The organism is Paraburkholderia sabiae (assembly GCF_030412785.1).
GTDB lineage: Bacteria > Pseudomonadota > Gammaproteobacteria > Burkholderiales > Burkholderiaceae > Paraburkholderia > Paraburkholderia sabiae.
On sequence record NZ_CP125295.1, the window covers coordinates 1,136,854 to 1,158,897 of the forward strand.

Annotated in this window: 20 protein-coding genes; 12 read left to right on the plus strand and 8 right to left on the minus strand. The window is 64.1% G+C overall.

Features of this window, described 5'->3' with window-relative positions; all coding sequences use genetic code 11:
• Positions 1-30 precede the first annotated feature (30 nt).
• The 3 genes from QEN71_RS05170 to wrbA all read right to left on the minus strand — a co-directional run bounded on the left by QEN71_RS05170 (position 31) and on the right by wrbA (position 2,606).
• Positions 31-1,458, minus strand: coding sequence for an FAD-binding oxidoreductase (locus tag QEN71_RS05170; protein WP_201657923.1), 1,428 nt, complete (start codon positions 1,456-1,458; stop codon positions 31-33).
• A 111-nt stretch (positions 1,459-1,569) separates the two neighbouring features.
• Positions 1,570-2,001: a DUF2069 domain-containing protein gene (locus tag QEN71_RS05175; protein WP_201657920.1), complete on the minus strand. Its 432-nt coding sequence runs from the start codon at positions 1,999-2,001 to the stop codon at positions 1,570-1,572.
• Positions 2,002-2,003: 2 nt separating this feature from the next.
• Entirely contained in the window at positions 2,004-2,606 is a 603-nt protein-coding gene (wrbA, locus tag QEN71_RS05180) for an NAD(P)H:quinone oxidoreductase (protein WP_028370375.1), read from the minus strand.
• 196 nt (positions 2,607-2,802) lie between these two features.
• On the opposite strand from wrbA, the gene QEN71_RS05185 reads away from it, so the two are divergent.
• On the plus strand, positions 2,803-4,119 hold the full coding sequence (locus QEN71_RS05185) for a YihY family inner membrane protein (protein ID WP_201657917.1): 1,317 nt from the start codon (positions 2,803-2,805) through the stop codon (positions 4,117-4,119).
• A 21-nt stretch (positions 4,120-4,140) separates the two neighbouring features.
• On the opposite strand, the gene QEN71_RS05190 is transcribed toward QEN71_RS05185, so the two are convergent.
• From QEN71_RS05190 to QEN71_RS05200, 3 genes are all read right to left on the minus strand, one after another.
• On the minus strand, positions 4,141-4,464 hold the full coding sequence (locus QEN71_RS05190) for an Mpo1-like protein (RefSeq protein WP_201657914.1): 324 nt from the start codon (positions 4,462-4,464) through the stop codon (positions 4,141-4,143).
• Positions 4,465-4,605: 141 nt separating this feature from the next.
• On the minus strand, positions 4,606-5,451 hold the full coding sequence (locus QEN71_RS05195) for an alpha/beta fold hydrolase (RefSeq protein WP_201657911.1): 846 nt from the start codon (positions 5,449-5,451) through the stop codon (positions 4,606-4,608).
• Positions 5,448-6,785: an O-acetylhomoserine aminocarboxypropyltransferase gene (locus QEN71_RS05200; RefSeq protein ID WP_201658153.1), complete on the minus strand. Its 1,338-nt coding sequence runs from the start codon at positions 6,783-6,785 to the stop codon at positions 5,448-5,450. The genes QEN71_RS05195 and QEN71_RS05200 overlap by 4 nt, the downstream gene beginning before the upstream one ends.
• A 412-nt stretch (positions 6,786-7,197) precedes the next feature.
• Between QEN71_RS05200 and QEN71_RS05205 the strand changes: the two genes are divergently transcribed.
• The 4 genes from QEN71_RS05205 (at position 7,198) to QEN71_RS05220 (ending at position 12,500) form a co-directional block, all read left to right on the plus strand.
• A complete protein-coding gene (locus QEN71_RS05205; protein ID WP_201657908.1) occupies positions 7,198-7,665 on the plus strand; it encodes a CBS domain-containing protein in 468 nt (155 codons plus the stop codon).
• Between the two features lie 144 nt (positions 7,666-7,809).
• On the plus strand, positions 7,810-9,747 hold the full coding sequence (locus QEN71_RS05210) for an MFS transporter (protein WP_201657905.1): 1,938 nt from the start codon (positions 7,810-7,812) through the stop codon (positions 9,745-9,747).
• 142 nt (positions 9,748-9,889) lie between these two features.
• Complete coding sequence (aroC, locus tag QEN71_RS05215; protein ID WP_201657902.1) at positions 9,890-10,990, plus strand: chorismate synthase; 1,101 nt, start codon at positions 9,890-9,892, stop codon at positions 10,988-10,990.
• Positions 10,991-11,036: 46 nt separating this feature from the next.
• Positions 11,037-12,500 carry a tetratricopeptide repeat protein gene (locus QEN71_RS05220; RefSeq protein WP_201657899.1) on the plus strand — a complete coding sequence of 488 codons (1,464 nt, stop codon included), beginning with the start codon at positions 11,037-11,039 and terminating at the stop codon, positions 12,498-12,500.
• Between the two features lie 81 nt (positions 12,501-12,581).
• Here the strand turns inward: QEN71_RS05220 and QEN71_RS05225 are convergent, their stop codons facing one another.
• Positions 12,582-14,255: an electron transfer flavoprotein-ubiquinone oxidoreductase gene (locus tag QEN71_RS05225; protein WP_290468235.1), complete on the minus strand. Its 1,674-nt coding sequence runs from the start codon at positions 14,253-14,255 to the stop codon at positions 12,582-12,584.
• 185 nt (positions 14,256-14,440) lie between these two features.
• Between QEN71_RS05225 and QEN71_RS05230 the strand changes: the two genes are divergently transcribed.
• Positions 14,441-15,217 (plus strand): SDR family oxidoreductase, encoded by a 777-nt coding sequence (locus tag QEN71_RS05230; RefSeq protein WP_201650012.1) that lies wholly within the window; start codon positions 14,441-14,443, stop codon positions 15,215-15,217.
• Between the two features lie 199 nt (positions 15,218-15,416).
• A complete protein-coding gene (locus tag QEN71_RS05235; RefSeq protein ID WP_201650013.1) occupies positions 15,417-15,845 on the plus strand; it encodes an acyl-CoA thioesterase in 429 nt (142 codons plus the stop codon).
• A gap of 73 nt (positions 15,846-15,918) precedes the next feature.
• Here the strand turns inward: QEN71_RS05235 and QEN71_RS05240 are convergent, their stop codons facing one another.
• Positions 15,919-16,464, minus strand: coding sequence for a PAS and helix-turn-helix domain-containing protein (locus QEN71_RS05240; protein ID WP_201650014.1), 546 nt, complete (start codon positions 16,462-16,464; stop codon positions 15,919-15,921).
• Positions 16,465-16,741: 277 nt separating this feature from the next.
• On the opposite strand from QEN71_RS05240, the gene QEN71_RS05245 reads away from it, so the two are divergent.
• The 5 genes from QEN71_RS05245 (at position 16,742) to QEN71_RS05265 (ending at position 21,976) form a co-directional block, all read left to right on the plus strand.
• The gene (locus QEN71_RS05245) at positions 16,742-17,446 is read left to right on the plus strand and encodes a CoA transferase subunit A (protein ID WP_201650015.1); all 705 of its coding nucleotides are present in this window, start codon (positions 16,742-16,744) and stop codon (positions 17,444-17,446) included.
• Between the two features lie 2 nt (positions 17,447-17,448).
• Positions 17,449-18,090, plus strand: a complete 642-nt coding sequence (locus QEN71_RS05250; RefSeq protein WP_028368828.1) for a CoA transferase subunit B — start codon at positions 17,449-17,451, stop codon at positions 18,088-18,090.
• Positions 18,091-18,277: 187 nt separating this feature from the next.
• On the plus strand, positions 18,278-19,210 hold the full coding sequence (locus QEN71_RS05255) for an alpha/beta fold hydrolase (protein WP_201650016.1): 933 nt from the start codon (positions 18,278-18,280) through the stop codon (positions 19,208-19,210).
• 104 nt (positions 19,211-19,314) lie between these two features.
• The gene (locus tag QEN71_RS05260; protein WP_201650017.1) at positions 19,315-19,668 is read left to right on the plus strand and encodes a RidA family protein; all 354 of its coding nucleotides are present in this window, start codon (positions 19,315-19,317) and stop codon (positions 19,666-19,668) included.
• Between the two features lie 67 nt (positions 19,669-19,735).
• On the plus strand, positions 19,736-21,976 hold the full coding sequence (locus QEN71_RS05265) for a RelA/SpoT family protein (protein WP_201650256.1): 2,241 nt from the start codon (positions 19,736-19,738) through the stop codon (positions 21,974-21,976).
• The last annotated feature ends 68 nt before the right edge of the window (positions 21,977-22,044 follow it).

Genomic DNA, 22,044 nt, shown 5'->3' on the forward strand with positions numbered 1-22,044 from the left:
CTTGTCGAATCGACTCAGTTCTAAACCTGACTAGCGTAGCACCTTGCCGGGATTCATCAGGTTCAGCGGATCGAACGCGGCTTTCAGCGTCTTCATCAGACGCACCTCGACTTCCGACTTGTAATGCGCGGCTTCATCGATCTTCAACTGACCGATTCCGTGTTCCGCGCTGATACTGCCGCGATGCCGATGCGCGCTGTCGTAGACGATCTGATTCATCGCGCTCTGATACTGAGCAAGAAACTGCTTGGCATCGACGCCTTCGGGCGCCTGCACGTTGTAATGCAGATTGCCGTCGCCGAGATGGCCGAACGTGACCATACGCGCGCCGGGCACCGCCTTCGCAATCGACGCATCCGTTTCCTCGATGAAATGGCCGATGCGCGAAATCGGCACCGCGATATCGTGCTTGATGTTCAGCCCTTCCTCGGCTTGCGCGAGCGGAATGTGCTCGCGCAGATCCCAGAAAGCCTGCGATTGCGCGAGATTTTCCGCAACGACGGCATCTTCGACGAGACCGCTTTCCAGCGCCGTTTCCATCAACTTCTCGAACAGGGCGCGCGCATGTTCCTCGCTTTCGCTATCCGACAGTTCGAGCAGCACGATTTGCGCGTGCGGCTCGGCGAACGGATAACGCATTTGCGGGAAATGCCGGTTCACGAGCCGCAGGCAGAAATCGGACATCAGTTCGAATCCCGTCAGCAGTGGCCCGGCGTGGCGTTGCGCGAGCGACAGGAAATCCAGTGCCGCGTGTGCGGACGGCAGCGCGGCGAGCGCCGTCACCTGTGCGGCCGGCTGCGGATGCAGTTTCATCACGGCAGCCGTGATGATGCCGAGCGTGCCTTCCGCGCCGATAAAGAGATCGCGCAGATCGTAGCCCGTATTGTCCTTGCGAAGTCCGCGCAAGCCATCCCACAACTCGCCTTGCGGCGTCACGACTTCGAGCCCGAGACACAGTTCGCGCGTGTTGCCATAGCGCAGCACGCCTGTGCCGCCCGCGTTCGTCGACAGATTGCCGCCGATCGTGCAACTGCCTTCGGCGGCGAGACTCAGCGGAAACAGGCGACCCGCGGCTTCGGCGCGTGTTTGAACATCGGCCAGCACGACGCCGGCTTCAACGGTGATCGTGTTGTTGTGCGGATCGACATCGCGCACACGGTTCAGTCGCTTGAGGCTCAGCACGGCCTGCGCGCCGCTCGTATCCGGCGTGGCGCCGCCGACGAGTCCCGTGTTGCCGCCTTGCGGCACGAGTGCGATGTGGTGTTCGTTGGCTAGCCGGACGAGCGCGGCGACTTCTTCAGCCGTCGACGGACACAGCACCGCGCACGCGCTGCCTGTGTAGCGGCGGCGCCAGTCGGTCAGATAGGGGGCGGTGTCGTGCGGATCGGTAAGCACATGTGCCGCGCCGATGGCGTCGGCGCATGCAGCGATAAAGGACGAAGGAGCAACGGAATTCATGGTGGTCGGTCAGAGCGGGTGCGACGCTTTATGATGGTTGCAGGTTGATGCAGCGAAGCGCGCGGCGGCCATGGCTGTGACCGCACCGCGCCCGATAGTCGAGGCGTAATGTCAACCGGACGCGGGGCCGCGAGCCGTTTCGTTCTCGCGACGCGCACGGTGCTTCGCTGCGCGCTTGAACGGCGCGACATACACGAGTGCGCAGACGAAGAACACGACGGCAAGCAGCGCTTCGCACCAGCCTAGTTGCGCACTCAGCCCACGATCGGACATGCCGCGCACGATGCCTTCCATCAGATACAGCAGGCTCAGCATCGACGCCCATTGCAGCGTGTAAAGCCGCTTGCGCCACACGCCAGGCAGCGCGAGCAGCAAAGGCGCGGCCTTCAGCACGAGCAGCGAGCCGCCCGCGCGCAGCGGCGCGAGCCACCACTCCCATGCGACGCACAGCGCGATCAGTACGACGAGCGCAAGCAGCGCGCCCGACGCGGCGGCGCGGTTGCCTTGCGCGTCATGGGTTGCAGCGGCAGCGTCGCGCGACATGGTCAGGGCCGCTCGGTCATCGATGCCGCCGTGCGCGCGATCCGCGCGCCGAGCGCAATGGCGAGCGTCTTCTCGTCGGCGGAGATGCCGTGACCGGCCGAATCCGCGCGCGCGAAGTGCGACGCGCCGTAGGGCGTGCCGCCCGTTTGCGTCGTCGTCAGCGTGCTTTCGGTGTACGGAATGCCGAGGATCAGCATGCCATGATGCAGAAGCGGCAGCATCATCGACAGCAGTGTCGATTCCTGGCCGCCGTGCAGGCTGCCCGTCGACGTGAACACGCAGGCCGGCTTGCCCGCGAGCGCGCCCGAGAGCCACTGCGGCGTGGTGCCGTCGAGAAAATATTTGAGCGAAGCGGCCATGTTGCCGAAGCGGGTCGGCGAGCCGAGTGCGAGTCCCGCGCACTCTTCGAGGTCGCGCAGTTCCGCGTACGGCGGGCCTTCGGCGGGAATATCGGGCTGCGTGGCTTCGCAGACCGTCGAGACGGGCGGCACCGTGCGCACGCGCGCCTGCATGCCGGGAACGCTGTCGACGCCGTGCGCGATGGCCAGCGCGAGTTCGCGCGTGGCGCCGTGCCGGCTGTAGTAAAGCACGAGGATGTCTTTCATAGGCATGAGCAGTGAACGGGTATTATAGGGGTGGGTTCGCTGACGGTGCGGTGAGTTCGCCCGTGCGGCATCGGTCGCGTGGGTCTTGCGGTCCGCTTACGGGGTGAGTTGTCCGTGGATACGTGAATGCCGCGCAATGATGCGCGGCGTAGTTCATCTCGCGGTCCACGTGTGCATTGAAGTGGAGGAGGTCGGTTTGTTGTCCAGGTTGCGCTTCGATCTCGACACGCTCAAGCGTCTCGCTGCATTTGCCGCGAAGCGCAGCAGCGAGGATCGCATTCCGCAGGTGGCGGGCAGTCTCACGTTCACGACCATGCTGTCGCTGGTGCCGCTCGCGACCGTCGCGTTCGCGCTCTTCACTGCGTTTCCGATCTTCGCGCAGTTCCAGGTGTCGCTGCAGACTTTTCTCGCCGAGCACCTGATGCCCGATCAGGTCAGCAGCCAGATCTTCAGATATCTGAATCAGTTCGCATCGAAGGCGAAGGGGCTGACCACGCTCGGCATGATCATTCTGTTCGTCACATCCGTGATGACGATGATGACGGTCGAGTCGGCGTTCAACGTGATCTGGCGCGTGCGCAAGGCGCGGCCTTTCGCGCAGCGCGTGCTGGTTTATTGGGCCGTCCTGACGCTCGGTCCTATCCTGATCGGCGTGAGTCTGTCGATCTCGTCGTATCTGTTCACGCAGTCGATGAGCTATTCGGCTGCGCAGCGCATCACGCCGCTGATCGAATGGGCGCTCGCGGGTGCCGCGCTGCCTCTGACCGTGCTCGCATTCACGATGCTCTACGTGTTTCTGCCGAACTGCCGAGTGGAGTGGCGCGATGCCATCGTCGGTGGGGTGACGGCCGCAATCGCCTTCGAACTGGCGAAGCGCGGTTTCGGCTTCTACATCCGGCGCATTCCGACCTATACGGCTGTCTACGGCGCGTTCGCCGTCGTGCCGCTCTTCCTGCTGTGGATGTACCTGAGCTGGTTCATCACGCTGGCGGGCGCGATGATCGCGTCCGCATTGCCGGCGATACGCACGGGCCAGTTCCATCGTCCCGATTTTCCCGGCAGCGATCTGCTCGACTCGCTCGAACTGCTCGCGCGTCTTGTCGAAGCGCGCGACGCGGGCACGCACGGCTACACGGTTCCGGAACTCGCGCGCGCGTTGCGTCGCGATATGGAAACGACGGTGCGCCTGTTGCAGCAGCTCGAAGCGATCGACTGGATCGTGCAACTCGATGAAAACGGCCAGCGGCCGCGCTTCCTGCTGGTCGCGAACCCGAACCAGATCACGGTCGAACGGCTCTTCGATCTGTTCGTGATCGACCGCGCGGAACTGGCGTATCAGCTGAATCTCGATTCGACGCGTGTGGACAGCTCGACGCTGCTTGCCGCGCTCGATAACACCGGCCTCAACGTGAGCCTTGCGACCTTGCTGATGGCCCGAGCCCTGGCGCGTGGTGCCGCACAGCAGAACCCTTCTATGGACGGCCCGACGGCCTTGCCCCGGCAGACGGCCTGAGCGTTTATCCAGTCGGCGCGGCTAGAGGGAAATCCTCCCGGTGCAGATGTCCTTGAACATCACCCAGTCGCCCATCAGGCTATAGACAGGATGCCGGAAGGTCGCCGGCCGGTTCTTCTCGAAGAAGAAATGGCCGACCCACGCAAAGCCGTAGCCGCACACGACGGCAGCCGGCAGCCACAGCCAGTCACCCGTCGCGAGCGCCATCGCGGCGCAGCCGATCACCCCCAGCGAGCCGATGAAATGCAGCCGTCGCGACGTCGTGTTGCGATGCTCGGTCAGGTAGTACGGATAGAACTGCGCGAAGTTTGCGAAGTGTTCGTCGTGCGTTGTCTGATGGCTCATGATCGCCTCCATTGCCGGCCTGCCGAAGGTTCGGAACGCCGTGGCGCCGCCCGAACCGCGCAGTCATGGATTCATTCTGCTGCTATCGCCAGATGCATGCAACCTGGCCATCCGGCCAATGGCGGGCGACGCTGTGAGCCGTTACTGTGCTGCTGGTGGACGGTCGGGAACGCGCGACTTCGCAAACGCATAAAGTGCATCGAGCGTCGCGTCGGGCTGCTCGGACATCAGCGCGTGGCCGGCGTCGAGTGTGACGGTATCGACGGGCACGTTCGCCGCGCGCAGTGCGTCGGCGAGGGCTTTGGCTGCACGCGGCGGCGTCATCACGTCGCGCTTGCCGACGAGCAGACGCGTAGGGCACGTCACTTGCGCAGCGCGCGCCAGGCCGTCCGTGTACGCGTTGCAGGCGTTGAAGTCGGTGTGAAAAAGCAGTGGCTCGCCCGTGGCAGAGACGCGCTCCATCAGGCGGGCGTTCATGCCCTGCAGCCAGAAGCCGGGCGCGGGGCAGGATGGCTTGGCGGCGAGTGTCGAATGCGACCACGCGTTGACCATCGCGATCGCGTCCGGCTCGCGCTCGCGGGCAGCGTCGAGCAATGTGTCGGAGACGGCCATCGGCACGGCGGTGGCTACCAGCGCAAGGTGCGTCGCGCGCGACGGGTAGCGGGCCGCGAAGTCGAGCGCGACAAGCGAGCCCATGCTGTGCCCGGCGACGAATGCGCGCGACACGCCCACGGCGTCGAGCAGCGCGGCCAGCCAGTCGGCCATGTCTGCGATGGTCGTCAGTGCAGGGCCGGCGCTGCGATGATGGCCGGGCAGGTCGACGGCGAGCACGCCGAAGCCGTGGTGCGCGAAGTAGCGGGTCTGCAAGGCCCAGACACTGTGGTCGTGCTCGGCGCCATGAATGAAGACGGCGGTGGGCAAGGCGGCGTCGAACGCCTTGCCTCCTGCGTACACGTAGGCGGATTTACCGTTGACGTCGACGATCATGCGGACTCCTTGCGCGGGGTCGCGGCGGTTTGATTCGCGGAACGCTCGCCGGACTTTTGCGCGGCCTTGAGCGCGCGCTTGAGGTCGTCGATGAGATCGTCGGGGTCTTCGAGACCGATCGACAGCCGGATCGTGCCTCCCGCGATGCCCGCTGCGGCGAGCGCGGCGGCGTCCATACGGAAGTGCGTGGTCGATGCGGGATGAATGACGAGCGAGCGCGCGTCGCCGACATTCGCGAGATGCGAGAAGAGCGACAGCGCTTCGATGAACGCGCGGCCGGCGGCACGGTCGCCGCGCAGGTTGAAGCTGAACACGGCACCCGCGCCGCGCGGCAGCAGGCGCTGGGCGAGCGCGTGGTCAGGGTGCGTCGGCAGTTCGGGATAGGCGACGGATTCGACGGCGGCATGCGCGGCGAGGAATTCGACCACCTTGCGCGTGTTCGCGACGTGGCGCTCCATGCGCAGCGGCAGCGTCTCGATGCCCTGCAGCAGTTGCCACGCGGCTTGCGGGTGCAGGCATGCGCCGAAGTCGCGCAGCCCTTCGCGGCGGGCGCGCAGCAGGAACGGCGCGACGGTGCTCTCCTCGGCGAAGACCATGCCGTGAAAGCCCTCGTAGGGCTCGGTGAATTCGGGGAAGCGACCGGAAGCGTCGAAGTCGAACGTGCCGCCGTCTACCAGGACGCCGCCGATCGTCGTGCCATGGCCGCCGAGGAATTTGGTCGCCGAGTGGTACACGAAGTCGGCGCCGTGGTCGAACGGCTTGAGCAGATACGGCGTGGTGAAGGTCGAATCGACGAGCAGCGGCACGCGATGCTCGTGCGCGATCTGTGCGACGGTCGCGATATCGAGCACGTCGAGGCCCGGGTTGCCGAGCGTCTCGCCGAACAGCAGCTTCGTGTTCGGGCGCAGCGCGGCCCGCCAGGCGTCGATGTCGCCGGGTTTGACGAAAGTCGTTTCGATGCCGAAGCGCCGCAGCGTGTAGTTGAGCAGATTGTGCGAGCCGCCATAGAGCGCGCTCGACGCGACGATATGCGACCCCGCGCCCATCAGCGTTGCAATCGCGAGATGCAGCGCGGCCTGGCCGCTCGCCGTGCCGATCGCGCCGGCGCCGTTTTCGAGCGCGGCGACGCGCTCTTCGAACACGGCGACCGTCGGGTTCGAGATGCGCGAGTAGACGTGACCGGCGCGCTCCATGTTGAAGAGCGCGGCGGCGTGGTCGGAGTCGCGGAACGTGAACGAGGTGGTCTGGTAGATGGGCGTCGCGCGCGCGCCCGTCGCGGGGTCGGGGGCGGCGCCCGCGTGCAGCGCGAGCGTGTCGAAACGGTTGGCGGACATCATGGGCGGCCAGGCCTCGTCAGCCCGGCGAAGGTGAGCGTGGAGGCATCGTATCATCGCGCCGTGCGCGGACCACTCCGTTATCGCCCGGAGTGCGCCTCGGCAAGGTGGTGCCTACAAAACGGGCGCGGACCCGGCGCGCAGCGCGGTGCTTTCAAGCGGGGACAGGTCCGTGAGCGCCGCCCGCCGGACGTTCGCTGGCGCGCTATCGGCGGGGGCGTCCGCTTCCTTTTTGCAGGCCTTTCCGCTAGGATCGAAAGTCAGTCATGCCTTTTCATGCTTCTGAAGGCTTCATCCGCAACCACGTTGCACGGGACCGGGGCAGAGCGCCCAAGCGCTGATTCCCGTCGACAACTTTGTATGGGCGGAAGCGAGCGGCGTCACGCCGGCTTCCGTCGACAGGAGACGAATCATGCGCGTCAGCGACATCCTCAAGCTCAAGGGCAACACGCTTTTCACGGTCACGCCCGACACGCCGCTCAACGAAGCCGTCATCACGATGGCCGAACACGATATCGGCTCGCTCGTCGTGATGGAGTACGGCGACCTCGTCGGCATGCTGACGTTCCGCGAGATCATTTTGGTGCTGAGCCGCAATGGCGGCAGCGTCGGCGGCAGCACGATCCGCAAGATCATGGACGATCACCCGCTTACCTGCACGCCGGAAACGGATGTCAACGAAGTGCGCCGCATGATGCTCGAGCATCACGTGCGCTATCTGCCCGTCATGGAAAGCCGCAAGCTGATGGGCGTGATTTCGTTCTACGACGTCGCGAAAGCTGTCGTCGAAGAGCAGGGCTTTGAAAACCGGATGCTGAAGGCCTACATCCGCGACTGGCCCGCCGAAGACGAGCCGCAACAGGAGCAGCCGTCGCGCTGAGCCCATCGGCATAGGTCGATGTGCCGGTGTGAAGCCTGCCGACATGCCGCTGTCGCATGACTGCATCATCCTCGAAGCGCGCGTAATCAGCGCGCTTTTTTGTGTTCGCCGTTCCGACACAGCCCGTCTTCTGTCCAGCACTTCATGAGCGATCGTCCGTTGTCCACCGCCGCACAAGCAAAGCGCAGCGCGCGCGAGCATGGCTCGCAGTTCCGTCTGTTGCGCGAGCGCCGTTTTGCGCCGTTCTTCTGGACGCAGTTCCTCGGTGCAATGAACGACAACGTGTTCAAGATCGGCTTCACGTCGCTCGTCACGTATCAGGCCGCGCGTTTCTCAGGCGTCAATGCGGATACCGCGGCTTTTCTGATTTCCGCGATCTTCATTCTGCCGTTTGTCCTGTTCTCTGCCACGTCCGGTCAGATCGCCGACAAGTACGACAAGGCGATGCTCACGCGCTTCGTGAAAACCTTCGAGATCGGCGTGATGCTGGTAGGCGGCGCGGGCTTCTGGCTGCATAACGCGGCGCTGCTGTATCTGTGCACGTTCCTGATGGGCGTGCATTCGACGGTGTTCGGCCCCGTCAAGTATGCGTATCTGCCGCAGCATCTGGAGAAGTCGGAGCTGGTCGGCGGCAACGGCATGGTCGAGATGGGCACCTTCGTCGCGATTCTGCTCGGCACGATCATGGGCGGCGCGGCGGCGGGTTCGGATGCGCATGGCGCGGCCATTCTCGCTTTCGGCTGCGTCGCGATTGCCGTGATAGGGCGCGTGGCGTCGGGCTTCGTGCCGCCGTCGACGCCGTCTCAACCTGAACTGCGCATCAACTGGAATCCGATCAGCGAAACCTGGCGCAATCTGAAGCTCGCGCGTCAGAACCGGACGGTCTTTCTGAGTCTGCTCGGCATTTCCTGGTTGTGGTTCGTCGGTGCGACGTTTTTGTCGTCGTTCTTCCGCTTTGCGAAGGACGTGTTGTCCGCGAATCCCGACGTCGTCACCGTGCTGCTGGCGACGTTCTCTATCGGTATCGGCACCGGGTCGCTGCTCTGCGAGCGGCTGTCGAAGAAGCGTATCGAGATCGGTCTCGTGCCGCTCGGCTCGATCGGCATCAGCGTCTTCGGGATCGATCTGTTCTTCGCCAGCCATACGTTGCCGGGCGCAGGGCATCTGCTGACGGTGGCCGAGTTCATGACGTTGCCTGCGCATTGGCGCGTGCTCGCCGATCTGTTCCTGCTCGCGATGTTCGGCGGCTTTTACAGTGTGCCGCTTTACGCGTTGATCCAGAGCCGCAGCCAGCCGAGCCATCGCGCGCGGATCATCGCGGCGAACAATATCCTCAACTCGCTGTTCATGATCGTGTCGGCGCTGATGGCCGTCGCGCTGACGTCGGCGGGCGTGGACATTCCAGGGCTGTTCCTCGTGACGGCGCTGCTCAACGTGGTCGTCGCGATCTATATCTATTCGCTCGTGCCGGAGTTCCTGCTGCGCTTCGTCGCGTGGCTGCTCGTGCACACGTTCTACCGGATCCGCCTCGTGCACGCCGAGCGCATCCCGGAAGAGGGCGCGGCCGTGCTGGTGTGCAATCACGTGAGCTATGTCGATGCCATCGTCATCATGGCCGAAAGCCCGCGGCCGATCCGCTTCGTGATGGATCACCGAATCTTCCGGACGCCCGTCGTCGGATGGCTGTTCAGACACGCTAAGGCGATTCCGATTGCGCCCGCACACGAAGATGCCACGTTGCTCGCGCGTGCCTACGAAGCCTGCGCGAAAGCGCTCGACGACGGCGATCTCGTCTGTATTTTTCCAGAGGGCAAGCTGACGAAAACGGGTGACATGAATCCGTTCCGGCACGGCGTCACGGAGATTTTGCGGCGCAAGCCCGCGCCCGTCGTGCCGATGGCGTTGCGCGGTTTGTGGGGCAGTTTCTGGTCGCGCAGCATCGACGCACGCTTTCCGCGTCCGATCCAGAAAGGTGTGATGAGCCGCCTGACGCTGGCTGTCGCCGAGCCGCTCGAACCGGCAGAAGCCACGCCGGAGCGGCTGCAGCAGATCGTGACGGAACTGCGCGGCGCGCGAAAGTGACATCGCTTCGTGAAGGCGCCTCGCGACGGGCAGTGCGCGCCGTCCATTTGTCCTATGACTACCGACGGGGCCGCAACGCGCCACGGCAGCGCGGCGGGGCTGGCATAATAACGTCCTCCCCGCATTTCTTTGGACGACGCTCATGTCCGGCAATACCCTCGGTACGCTCTTCACCGTCACGACCTTCGGCGAATCGCACGGCCCGGCTATCGGCTGTGTAATCGACGGCTGCCCGCCGGGCATGTCGCTCGCCGAAGCCGACATCCAGCTCGAACTCGACCGCCGCAAGCCCGGCACGTCGCGCCACGTGACGCAGCGTCAGGAAGAAGACAAGGTCGAGATTCTCTCCGGCGTCTTCGAGGGCAAGACGACGGGCGCGCCCATCGCGCTGCTGATCCGCAACACGGACCAGCGCAGCAAGGACTACGGCAATATCGCCGAAACGTTCCGCCCCGGTCACGCCGACTACACCTACTGGCAGAAATTCGGCATTCGCGACTATCGCGGCGGCGGCCGTTCGTCCGCGCGTCTGACGGCTCCGACGGTGGCGGCGGGCGCGGTCGCGAAGAAGTGGCTGCGCGAGAAGTTCGGCACCGAGATTCGCGGCTATATGGCGGCGCTCGGCGAGATCGACGTGCCGTTCGTCGACTGGCAATTCGTGCGCGAGAATCCGTTCTTCGTGCCGAACGCTGACATCGTGCCGCAACTCGAAGATTACATGGACGCGCTGCGCAAGGACGGCGATTCGATCGGCGCGCGCATCAACGTGGTCGCGTCGGGCGTGCCCGTCGGCCTTGGCGAACCGCTGTTCGACCGTCTCGACGCCGACATCGCGCACGCGATGATGGGTATCAACGCGGTGAAGGGCGTCGAGATCGGCGCGGGCTTCGCGAGCGTCGCGCAGCGCGGCTCCGTTCACGGCGATGAACTGACGCCGGAAGGCTTCGTCGGCAATCACGCGGGTGGCGTGCTCGGCGGCATTTCGACGGGACAGGACATTACTGTTTCGATTGCGATCAAGCCGACGTCGAGTATCCGTACGCCGCGTCGTTCGATCGACAAGAACGGGCAGCCGGCCGTCGTCGAAACGTTCGGCCGCCACGATCCGTGCGTCGGCATTCGCGCTACGCCGATCGCCGAGGCGATGCTCGCGCTCGTGCTGATCGACCACGCGCTGCGGCATCGCGCGCAATGCGGCGACGTGGTCGTCGGAACGCCGAAGATCGCGGCCAGCGCGCCGTAAGCTCGAACGCGAACCGCACGCGCGCGCTTCCTGACGGGCAGTCGACATGAACACTGGCAATCCCACCATGGCTGACCCGCTCGAGCCGCTGCGCGCGCGCACGTCACAGCCCGACGCCGTCGCTGGCGACTGGCTCGTACTCGGCAATACGCTGCTCGAACGCGCGAACGGCGACAGGGCGCTTTTGCGCGAAGCCATTGACGCGCTCGTGCGGGCCTATCGGCTCGACGCGAACTGCGATCCCCGCCTGTTGCACAACGTCGCGCAGACGGCCTTCATTCTGCGCGACTGGCCGCTCGTCGAATCCGCTACGGCGCTGCTGCTGGCGCGCGATGCCGGCGACGCCAACGCGCTCGTCTGGCGTGCCGCCGTTTTTCAGGAGCGCGACGATTTCGCCGAAGCGCAGCGACTGCTTCACGAAGCTGCGCGTGCTGCGCCGGGAAATCACATCGTGTTGCACAAGCTGGCGCTATCCATCAAGGAGCAGGGCCGGTTCGGCGAAGCGGAAGCGTTGCTGCGCCGCGTGCTTGAAATGACGCCGAACAACGCGCACGCAATGTTCGACCTGTCGGAGCTGGAGGTGCGGGCGGGGCGCTATGCACAAGGCTGGCTCGACTACGAAGCGCGCGTCGCTTTCGCGCACGATGCGAACGCCGCGAAGGCGGCGCTGGCGGCCATCAGTCCGAACTGGCGTGGTGAATCGCTGGCGGGCAAGAAGCTCGTCGTGTATGGCGAGCAGGGCAACGGCGACTGCCTGTGGGCCGTGCGCTTTCTGCCGATGCTCGCCGAACGGGCGCAACGCGAAGGCGGTCGCGTGGTGTTCGGCTATGCCGGGCCGATGCAGCATCTGTTCGAGCGCATGTTGCCCGATGGCATCGCGATCGAAACGAGCCTCGACACGAAGCCCGACTACCATTGTGGGCTGATGAGTTTGCCGCTGCGGCTCGGCGTCAACGATCCTTCTACCTGGGGGCGGCCGTATCTGAGCGCCGATCCTGCGCGCGTCGAGGCGTGGCGGGAGCGCGTCGCGAGTGCGACGGCTGAGGGAAAGAAGAAGATCGGCATCGTGTGGAACGGCAATCCCGATCACATCCGCGACCGGCGTCGATCGGTCGATGCCGAAGCGTTCGCACGGATCCTTGATGTTCCCGGCGTGACCTTCTTCGCGATTTCGCCTGGGCGTGGACAGACGGTCGGACAATGGCGGTCGCAGGGTTTCGATGTCGTCGACCTGACGCCGCAATTCGAAGCCGGTTTCGACGATGTGGCGGCATTGCTGGTGAATCTCGATGTGCTGTTGACCATCGACAGCGGCCCGGCGCATCTGGCGGGCGCGCTCGGCGTGCCAACCTGGCTGATGCTCGATCACGTGTCCGCGTGGTTCTGGGGCGAGGAGACGGAGCGTACGCCGTGGTATCGGACGGTCGAGCTGTTTCGTCAGCCGTCCGTCGGGGCGTGGGCGCCTGTGCTCGACCAGGTCCGCGCGCGGCTGGAGGTTTTTGCGGCCTGATCGGTGTTGCATCCGGGCCATGATGCAAAAACGCCGCTCATCGAGCGGCGTTTTTTGTTTGCGGGCGGAGCAGTGCCGAACTCACATGTTCGGGTAGTTCGGACCGCCGCCGCCTTCGGGCGTGACCCACACGATGTTCTGCGTCGGGTCCTTGATGTCGCACGTCTTGCAGTGGACGCAGTTCTGCGCGTTGATCACGAGCCGCTCGCTGCCGTCGTCGTTCTTCACGAACTCGTAGACGGCGGCGGGGCAGTAGCGGCTTTCCGGTCCCGCGTAGGTCTGCAGGTTCACGTTCACAGGCACGCTCGCATCCTTGAGCGTCAGGTGCGCGGGCTGGTTCTCTTCGTGATTCGTGTTCGAGATGAACACCGACGACAGACGGTCGAACGTCAGCTTGCCGTCCGGCTTCGGATACTCGATCGGCTTGCACTGCGACGCCGGTTTCAGCATCTCGTGATCCCAGTGCTGGTGATGCAGCGTCCACGGCACGTTCCCGCCCATCAGCTTCTGCTCGATGCCGACCATCAGCGTGCCCAGATACAGGCCCTTGCTCATCCACTGCTTGAAGTTACGTGCGCGATAAAGCTCGGTGTGCAGCCACGAAGTCTTGAACGACTCCGGATAAGCCGCGAGTTCGTCGCTCTGACGGCCGGCTTGCACGGCATCGAACGCGGCGTCGGCGGCGAGCATGCCCGTCTTGATTGCCGCGTGCGAGCCCTTGATCCGCGACGCGTTCAGGAAGCCCGCGTCATCGCCGACCAGCGCGCCGCCCGGGAACACGAGCTTCGGCAGCGACAGCAGGCCGCCCGCCGTGATCGCGCGCGCGCCGTACGACACACGCTTGCCGCCTTCGAGGAACTTGCGGATTTCCGGGTGCGTCTTGTAGCGCTGGAATTCTTCGAACGGCGACAGATACGGGTTCGAATAGCCGAGGCCGACCACGAACCCGACCATCACCTGATTGTTGTCGATGTGATAGAGGAACGAGCCGCCATAGGTCTGCGTATCGAGCGGCCAGCCGGCCGTGTGGATCACGAGGCCCGGCTTGTGCTTTGCGGGATCAATCTCCCACAGTTCCTTGATGCCGATGCCGTACACCTGCGGATCGGCGCCGTCACGCAGCTTGAATTTGTCCGACAGCTGGCGTCCGAGATGCCCGCGCGCGCCTTCGCAGAACAGCGTGTATTTCGCGTGCAACTCCATGCCGAGCTGGAAATTTTCCGTCGGCTCGCCGTCCTTGCCGATACCGAGATTGCCCGTCGCGACGCCTTTCACCGAGCCGTCGTCGTTGTACAGGACTTCAGCCGCCGCAAAGCCCGGGAAAATCTCGACGCCCAGCGCTTCCGCCTGCTGACCCAGCCAGCGCGTGACGTTCGCGAGGCTGATCACGTAGTTGCCGTGATTCTTGAAATTGTCCGGCAACGCCCAGTTCGGCACCGATTTCGCGCCCGTTTCGTTCAGGAACAGGAAGCGGTCTTCCGTCACTTCGACGTCGAGCGGCGCGCCTTTTTCCTTCCAGTCCGGGATCAGTTCGTTCAGCGCACGCGGGTCCATCACCGCGCCCGAGAGGATATGCGCCCCGACTTCCGAGCCTTTTTCGAGCACGCAGACGCCAATTTCGACGCCTTTTTCGGCGGCGCGCTGCTTCAGGCGAATGGCCGCGGACAGGCCGGCCGGGCCGCCGCCGACGATCACGACGTCATATTCCATCGACTCGCGCGGGCCATATTGCTCGATCAGACTTGCGGGGGTCATTGATGCTCCTCTTACCGTTAGAATGCTTTTTTCGGGATCGTATTGTCAGTGAATGATCCCTGCGCTGCAACACAACGAGACAATATTAGCACGATCGTTCTATTATTGTGACCTGGGGTTGACCCATGGCCGCGCCGCGCGCCGGTTCGTCGCTCCGTCACATTCACGTTCCAAGGAAAACGACAATGGGCCGTTCGATCAATCTGGAAGGCAAGGTGGCGCTGATTACGGGCGCGTCGAGTGGACTCGGCAAGCGGTTTGCGATGGTGTTGTCGCAGGCTGGCGCAAAGGTCGTGCTGGCAAGCCGACGTATCGAACGTCTGAAGGAATTGCGCGCCGAAATCGAGGCGTCGGGCGGCGCGGCGGCCGTCGTGTCGCTCGACGTGACCGACTATCAGAGCATCAAGTCGGCCGTCGCGCACGCCGAGACGGAGGCGGGTACGATCGACATCCTCGTCAACAACTCGGGCGTGTCGACGACGCAAAAGCTGACCGACGTGACGCCCGCCGACTTCGAATATGTGTTCGACACGAACACGCGCGGCGCGTTTTTCGTCGCGCAGGAAGTGGCCAAACGGATGATCATGCGCGGCGGCGGCGCCAACAAGCCGCCGTACCGGATCATCAATATCGCGTCGGTGGCGGGTTTGCGCGTGTTGCCGCAGATCGGGCTGTATTCGATGAGCAAGGCGGCTGTTGTGCACATGACGAAGGCGATGGCTCAGGAGTGGGGCCGCCATGGCATCAACGTGAACGCGATCTGCCCGGGCTATATCGATACCGAGATCAACCATCATCACTGGTCGACGGATCAGGGGCAAAAGCTGGTGTCGATGCTGCCGAGGCACCGCGTCGGCAAACCGGAAGATCTCGACGGGCTGTTGCTGCTGCTGGCCGCCGACGAGTCGCAGTTCATCAACGGCTCGGTGATTGCCGCCGACGACGGCTTCGCCCTCTCGTAACGGGCGCGACGCGATTCGCGCGGTTCGCGGCGCAAAAACGCGAAACGCGCGATCATTGACCTCGAGCGCGACGTCCGCCTGGCGCGGCACGTCGCGTCATCCATATGTCGCCGCCGCGCCTGAGCGCGCGGCGCAGGCAGCTTTGCTTTCCCGATTCAACCCGGATTCAAACCCGATTCAACCCGCAAGAAGAAGTGCAATGAGCGAGTACCACCCCGTTTTTGAGATGTCGATGCCGATCCGCTGGGGCGACATGGACGCGTTCGGCCATGTGAACAACACGGTCTATTTCCGTTACATGGAGCAGGTGCGGATTTCCTGGTTCGAGCAGCTTGGCATCGCCGGCGGCAATGGCGAAGGGCAAGGCCCCGTGATCGTCAATGCGTCGATGGAATTTCTGAAGCAGCTGCACTATCCGGGCGACGTGATTGGCCGTATGACGGTCGGCACGCCGGGGCGCAGCAGCTTCGACACCGGCTTCGAGCTATTCCGCGCCGACGATCCCGGCACGCTGTACGCGCGCGGCTCGGCCAAATGCGTGTGGATCGACTACGCGGCAGGCAAGTCGGTGCCGATTCCGGATCTGCTGCGCTCGACCATCGAAAACGCTCATCTCGTGAAGGCCTGAGCCTTTTTCACGCAGCCTCCACGCAGTCAACGCGCGCCGGCACCCGAAGCCGGCGCCGCCACTCCCTCAAAAGTCAGTTTCCAAGCAGACGCTGCAGCAGTTCGGTCGCGTTGCCCGTGCCGTATTTGCGCATCAGCCGCGCGCGGTAGACGTCGACGGTCCGCGAGCTGATGTCGAGAATCCGGCCGATCTGCTTGCTGGTTTTCCCCGTCACCAGTTGCGCGGCGATCTCGCGTTCGCGCGGAGTCAGTTCCACAGCGACACGCCGCGTCGCGCTCAGATCCTCGAAGGTCCAGACGCCCGCCGCGTGAGGCACGGACAGATCGAGCGAGCGTCCCGTCACGTGACACCAGAACAGCTCGCCGTTGGCGCGCTTCATGATGCGGTCGTCGGCATAGCTGCCTTGCGCCGTCATGATGGGCGGAATGCGCTCGCCGATACGCTCGAACTCGTCGGGCGACGGATACAGCACCGCGAACGATTGCCCGAGCAACGACTCGCGCGAGCGGCCGAAGATCGCGGCAAGCTGGTCGTTGCAGTCTTCGATGATCCGTTCGCGCGCCAGCACGAGGCCGATCGGCGCGAGGTGAAAAGCGGTTTGGTAATCCAGAGCGGGCATGAAATCAGCGAAGGGATGCGGTACGAATACTTATGTATTTTTGCGTATTGTGCCGGAATGCCGCGGCATCGTACGCTTTCGGCACATCACAAGATGCGCCGCAGACGCGCCGGACGGTACGCAGCGGACACCGGAAAGCAGCTTTGTCCGTGTCACGCCACCGTTCGCCGCAGATGACTAGAATGGCATGTCGGGCCATGCCCGTCGCGCCAGTCGAATAAAAACGGCGTCGCATCGATCCGGATTTCGGGTATCCAATCAAGGAAGGGACACACTGATGAATAAAGTCTACGCAAGCGCCGCAGCCGCGCTCGAAGGCATCGTCAAGGACGGCCAGACGTTCGCCGTCGGCGGCTTTGGATTGTGCGGCATTCCCGAGGCGCTGATCGCGGCCCTGCGCGAGTCGGGCGTCAAGGGCATCACCTGCATCAGCAACAATGCGGGCGTCGACGGCTTCGGCCTCGGTCTGCTGCTGGAAACGCGCCAGATCAAGAAAATGATCTCGTCGTATGTCGGCGAGAACAAGGAATTCGAGCGCCAGTATCTGGCGGGCGAACTCGAACTGGAATTCACGCCGCAAGGCACGCTGGCCGAAAAGCTGCGCGCGGGCGGCTCGGGCATTCCGGCGTTCTTCACGAACACCGGCTTCGGCACGATCATCGCGGAAGGCAAGGAAACGCGCCAGTTCGGCGAGAACCACTACGTGCTCGAACATTCGCTGACGGCCGACGTCGCGCTTGTCAAGGCATGGAAGGCCGACAAGTCGGGCAACCTGATCTTCCGCCGCACGGCGCGCAACTTCAACCCGATGTGCGCGATGGCCGGCAAGATCACGGTCGCCGAAGTCGAAGAGATCGTCGAGACGGGCGAACTCGATCCGGACGCGATCCACACGCCGGGCATCTTCGTGCAGCGCCTCGTGCTGAACGCCCATCCGGAAAAACGCATTGAACAACGCATCGTCCGCGCGAAAGGAGAGTAACCATGGCTTGGAATCGTGACCAGATGGCCGCGCGCGCGGCGAAGGAACTGCAGGACGGCTTCTACGTGAACCTCGGCATCGGTCTGCCGACGCTCGTCGCCAACCACGTGCCCGCGGGCATGGAAGTGTGGCTGCAATCGGAAAACGGTTTGCTCGGCATCGGCCCGTCGCCGTATGAAGAGGAAGTGGACGCCGACCTCATCAACGCCGGCAAGCAGACGGTGACGACGCTGCCGGGCTCGTCGATTTTCTCGTCGGCCGATTCGTTCGCGATGATTCGCGGCGGCCACATCAACCTGGCGATCCTCGGCGCGATGCAGATCAGCAAGAAGGGCGATCTGGCGAACTGGATGATCCCCGGCAAGATGATCAAGGGCATGGGCGGCGCGATGGACCTCGTCGCGGGCGTGAAGAAGGTCGTCGTGCTGATGGAGCACGTCGCGAAGGGCGACCAGCACAAGATCCTCGAAGAGTGCACGCTGCCGCTGACGGGCGTGGGCGTGGTCGATCGCATCATCACGGACCTCGGCGTGATCGACGTGGTGGACGGCGGTCTGAAGCTGGTCGAACTGGCTGACGGCGTCACCGTCGACGAGATCAAGGCGAAGACGGGCGCGCCGCTCGATACGAGCGCCGTGAAGTAAAGGTCTGCCCGGCCTCGTGCCGAATGCAGTTGTCGTGAAGCGGGTGCGATGCAGGTCGCGCCCGCTTTGCTTTTTGTGCATTCGTCCTATGCCGTTCGACCGATGAGCGTACGCGGCGAAGCAGTTTAGAATCGATCGTGTTCCATGCGCCTTCGTGCGCCACCTTCTTTCGATCGAGGGAGTCCCGATGACCGCTACGCCCGTCGCTGTTTCGCCTGCACCCGATTTCACCGCGCATTCCACCGCGCCCCGTCAGCGCTATGTGCAATGCGCGAGTCCCGCGGGACTGCATCGCATCGCGTACACCGAATGGGGCGCGCCCGACAATCCGCGCGTGCTGGTCTGCGTGCATGGGCTGACGCGCTCGGGGCGCGACTTCGACCGGCTGGCGGCGGCGCTGTCGTCAACGTATCGCGTGGTGTGTCCGGATGTGGTTGGGCGCGGGCTGTCGTCGTGGCTGGGCAATCCCGCTTACTACAGCATTCCGCAGTATGTCGGCGATATGGTCACGCTCGTGGCGCGGCTCGGCGTGGAATCGGTCGACTGGTTTGGCACGTCGATGGGCGGACTGATCGGCATGGCCTTCGCCGGGCTCAAAGATTCGCCCGTTCGCAAGATGATCGTCAACGACGTCGGTCCGCACCTGGAACCGGCTGCGATCGAGCGTATCGGCGGTTATCTGGGGCAGCCGGTGTCGTTCTCCTCTCAGCAGGAAGCGATCGATCACGCTGCGTTGCTCGCGGAATCGTTCGGTCCGTTGACGCAGGAGGAGTGGCGCGAGATCAACACGCCGCTGGTGCACGAGCAGGAAGGCGCGTGGCGCTTTCGCTACGACCCGCGCATCGCCGAGCCGTTCAAGCAGACCACGCCCGAACTCGCGGCGCTCGGCGAGGCGGCGCTGTGGCATTCGTTCTCGGCGATCGAAGGCCCGGTGCTCGTCGTGCGCGGCGAGCAATCGGATCTGCTGTCGCGCGAAACGGTCGCGCAGATGATCGAGAAGGGACGCAACGTGTCGAGCGTCGAAATTCCCGGTGTCGGCCATGCGCCGGCATTTCTGCACGCCGATCAGATCGAGATCGCGAAACGGTTCTTTCTCGGGAACGGCGCTGACGCGTCATAATATGAGATTGGCGCGGCGCCGTTGACCGGTCTCGACCGACCGGTTTTACGCATCATGCATTTCCGTGCGTCGTCGTTTTTCATTCTCAACTGACAGGACATTTCATGGCAGTCATTCGTCATCACGTCGGCAAGCGTCTTTCGGAAACCGCCGTTCACAACGGCACGGTGTATCTGGCTGGCCAGATCGCTGAAGACACCGATCAGGACATCACCGGTCAGACGCGCGAAGTGCTCGGCCACATCGACCGTCTGCTTGCCGAAGTCAACAGCGACAAGGCGCATCTGCTGTCGGTGCAGATCTATATCTCGGACATGGTGCACTTCGCCGGCATGAACGCCGTGTGGGACGAGTGGGTCGCGCAAGGCAACACGCCGCCGCGCGCTACCGTCGAGTCCAAGCTCGCCAATCCGAAGTGCCTCGTCGAAGTGGTCGTCGTCGCCGCCCAACGCAGCTAACTACGCAATCAATTCACGCTTCGAGTATCAGCCTGACCTGTCCGCGCGCGCCGCGGGCCGCTGCATGATGAACACCGATATCGCCACGACCGCTCCGAATCCGACGCCGTCTTTCGACGACGCGCTCGCGTTCGTCCGCGAGCATGCAGGCGATGCGCGGCTTTCGTCGGGCGAGCCGCTCGCAGAACATGCGGCGGGCACGGCGGCGATCATGCGCACACTCAACGTCGATCCGCCCGCAGTGCTCGCGGCGGCGTTGTTCTCGCTGACACCGCATCTGCAGAACCCGGAGCAGACCATCGCCGACAACTTCGGTGAGGAAGTCGCGCAACTGGTCAGCGATGTGCGCAAGCTGCTGCGGCTCGGCACGGTGAGCATGCGCGCGGCGCAGAACGCGATGCCCGAAGCGGGCCGCGACGCGCAGGCCGCGCGCCGCGCGCAGGTCGAAGCACTGCGCAAGATGCTGCTCGCGTTCGCGCAGGACATTCGCGTCGTGTTGATCCGGCTGGCGTCACGTCTGCAATCGCTGCGCTACTACGCGGCCGCGAAGATCACGCCTTCGCCCGACGTCGCGCGCGAGACGCTGGATATCTACGCGCCGCTCGCGAACCGGCTCGGCATCTGGCAACTGAAGTGGGAACTCGAAGACCTCGCGTTCCGCTTCGAAGAGCCGCAGACCTACAAGCGTATCGCGAAGCTGCTCGACGAGAAGCGAGTCGAACGCGAAACCTATGTTGCCGAGGCGATCGCGCGACTGCAGCAGGAACTCGCTGCCGCGCATATCAAGGCCGAAGTGAGCGGCCGGCCCAAGCACATCTACAGCATCTGGCGGAAGATGCGCGGCAAGGAGCTCGATTTTTCCGAGCTCTACGATGTGCGCGCATTTCGCGTCATCGTGCCGGACATCAAGGATTGCTATACGGTGCTCGGCATCGTGCACAACCTGTGGCAGCCGGTGCCGAGGGAATTTGACGACTACATCTCGCGGCCCAAGCCGAACGGCTACAAGTCGCTGCACACGGTGGTGATCGGCGACGATGGCCGCGCGTTCGAAGTGCAGATCCGCACGCAGGAGATGCATCAGTTCGCCGAATATGGCGTGGCTGCGCATTGGCGCTACAAGGAAGCGGGGACGCGCGGCTATGGCGGGCAGTTCAGCGCCAGCGAGAAGTACGACGAGAAGATTGCGTGGCTGCGTCAGCTGCTCGCGTGGAAGGACGATGTGTCCGAAGGCAAGCCGGGCGAGCAGGGTGCGTTCAGACCTTGGGAGCAACTTCGCCAGGCCACGCTCGACGACGATCACATCTACACACTCACGCCGCAGGCTCGCGTGATTCCGTTGCCGCAAGGCGCGACGCCGCTCGATTTCGCGTATCACCTGCACAGTGAACTGGGGCATCGTTGCCGCGGCGCGCGCGTCGATGGCGCGATGGTGCCGCTGAACACGCCGCTGCAGAACGGGCAGACGGTCGAGGTCATCGCGGTGAAAGAGGGCGGTCCGTCGCGTGACTGGCTCAATCCGCAGCTTGGCTATCTGCAAAGCCATCGCGCACGCCAGAAGGTGCGCGCGTGGTTCAACGCGGTCGAGGTGCAAGAGAACATCGCGACCGGTCGGGCAATGGTCGAAAAGACCTTGCAGCGCGAAGGCAAGACGTCGGTCAATCTCGATCAGCTTGCCGCGAAGCTCGGCTTCAAGTCCACCGACGATCTCTTCTCGGTGGTCGGCAAGGAAGAGTTCAGCTTGCGGCTCGTCGAGCAGGCGCTGAGCGATGCGCCGCCCGCCGAACCTGTCGTCGAAGCACCCGAGCAGTTCGAAAAGCGCAGTAGCGGTTCGAGCGTTGCGCATGGGGCGTCGACGGGTGTGCTCGTGGTCGGCGTCGATGCGTTGCTGACGCAACTGGCGCGCTGCTGCCGGCCTGCGCCGCCCGACGACATCGCGGGTTTCGTCACGCGGGGCAAGGGCATGTCGATTCATCGCAGCGATTGCCCGACGTTCCTGCGCATGGCCGATCGCGCGCCAGAGCGCGTGCTGCAAACGGCATGGTCCGCCGACGTGATGAGTGGGCGCGGCAAGTCGGTCTATCCCGTCGATCTGTCGATCGAAGCGACGGACCGTCAAGGTCTGCTGCGCGATATCTCCGAAGTCTTTGCGCGCGAGAAGATGAACGTGGTCGGTGTGAAGACGCAGTCGCGACGCAACGCCGCGTTCATGCAGTTCACTGTGGAAGTGTCGAGTGCCGCGCAGATTCAGCGTGCCTGCGCGATGCTGGGCGAAGTGGCGGGCGTCGTGAGGGCAACACGCAAGTAAGCGGTCGACGTGGCGAAGCTAATTTTGATGCCGCCACATAAAAACGCTTGCCAACTTTCTCTACGCTC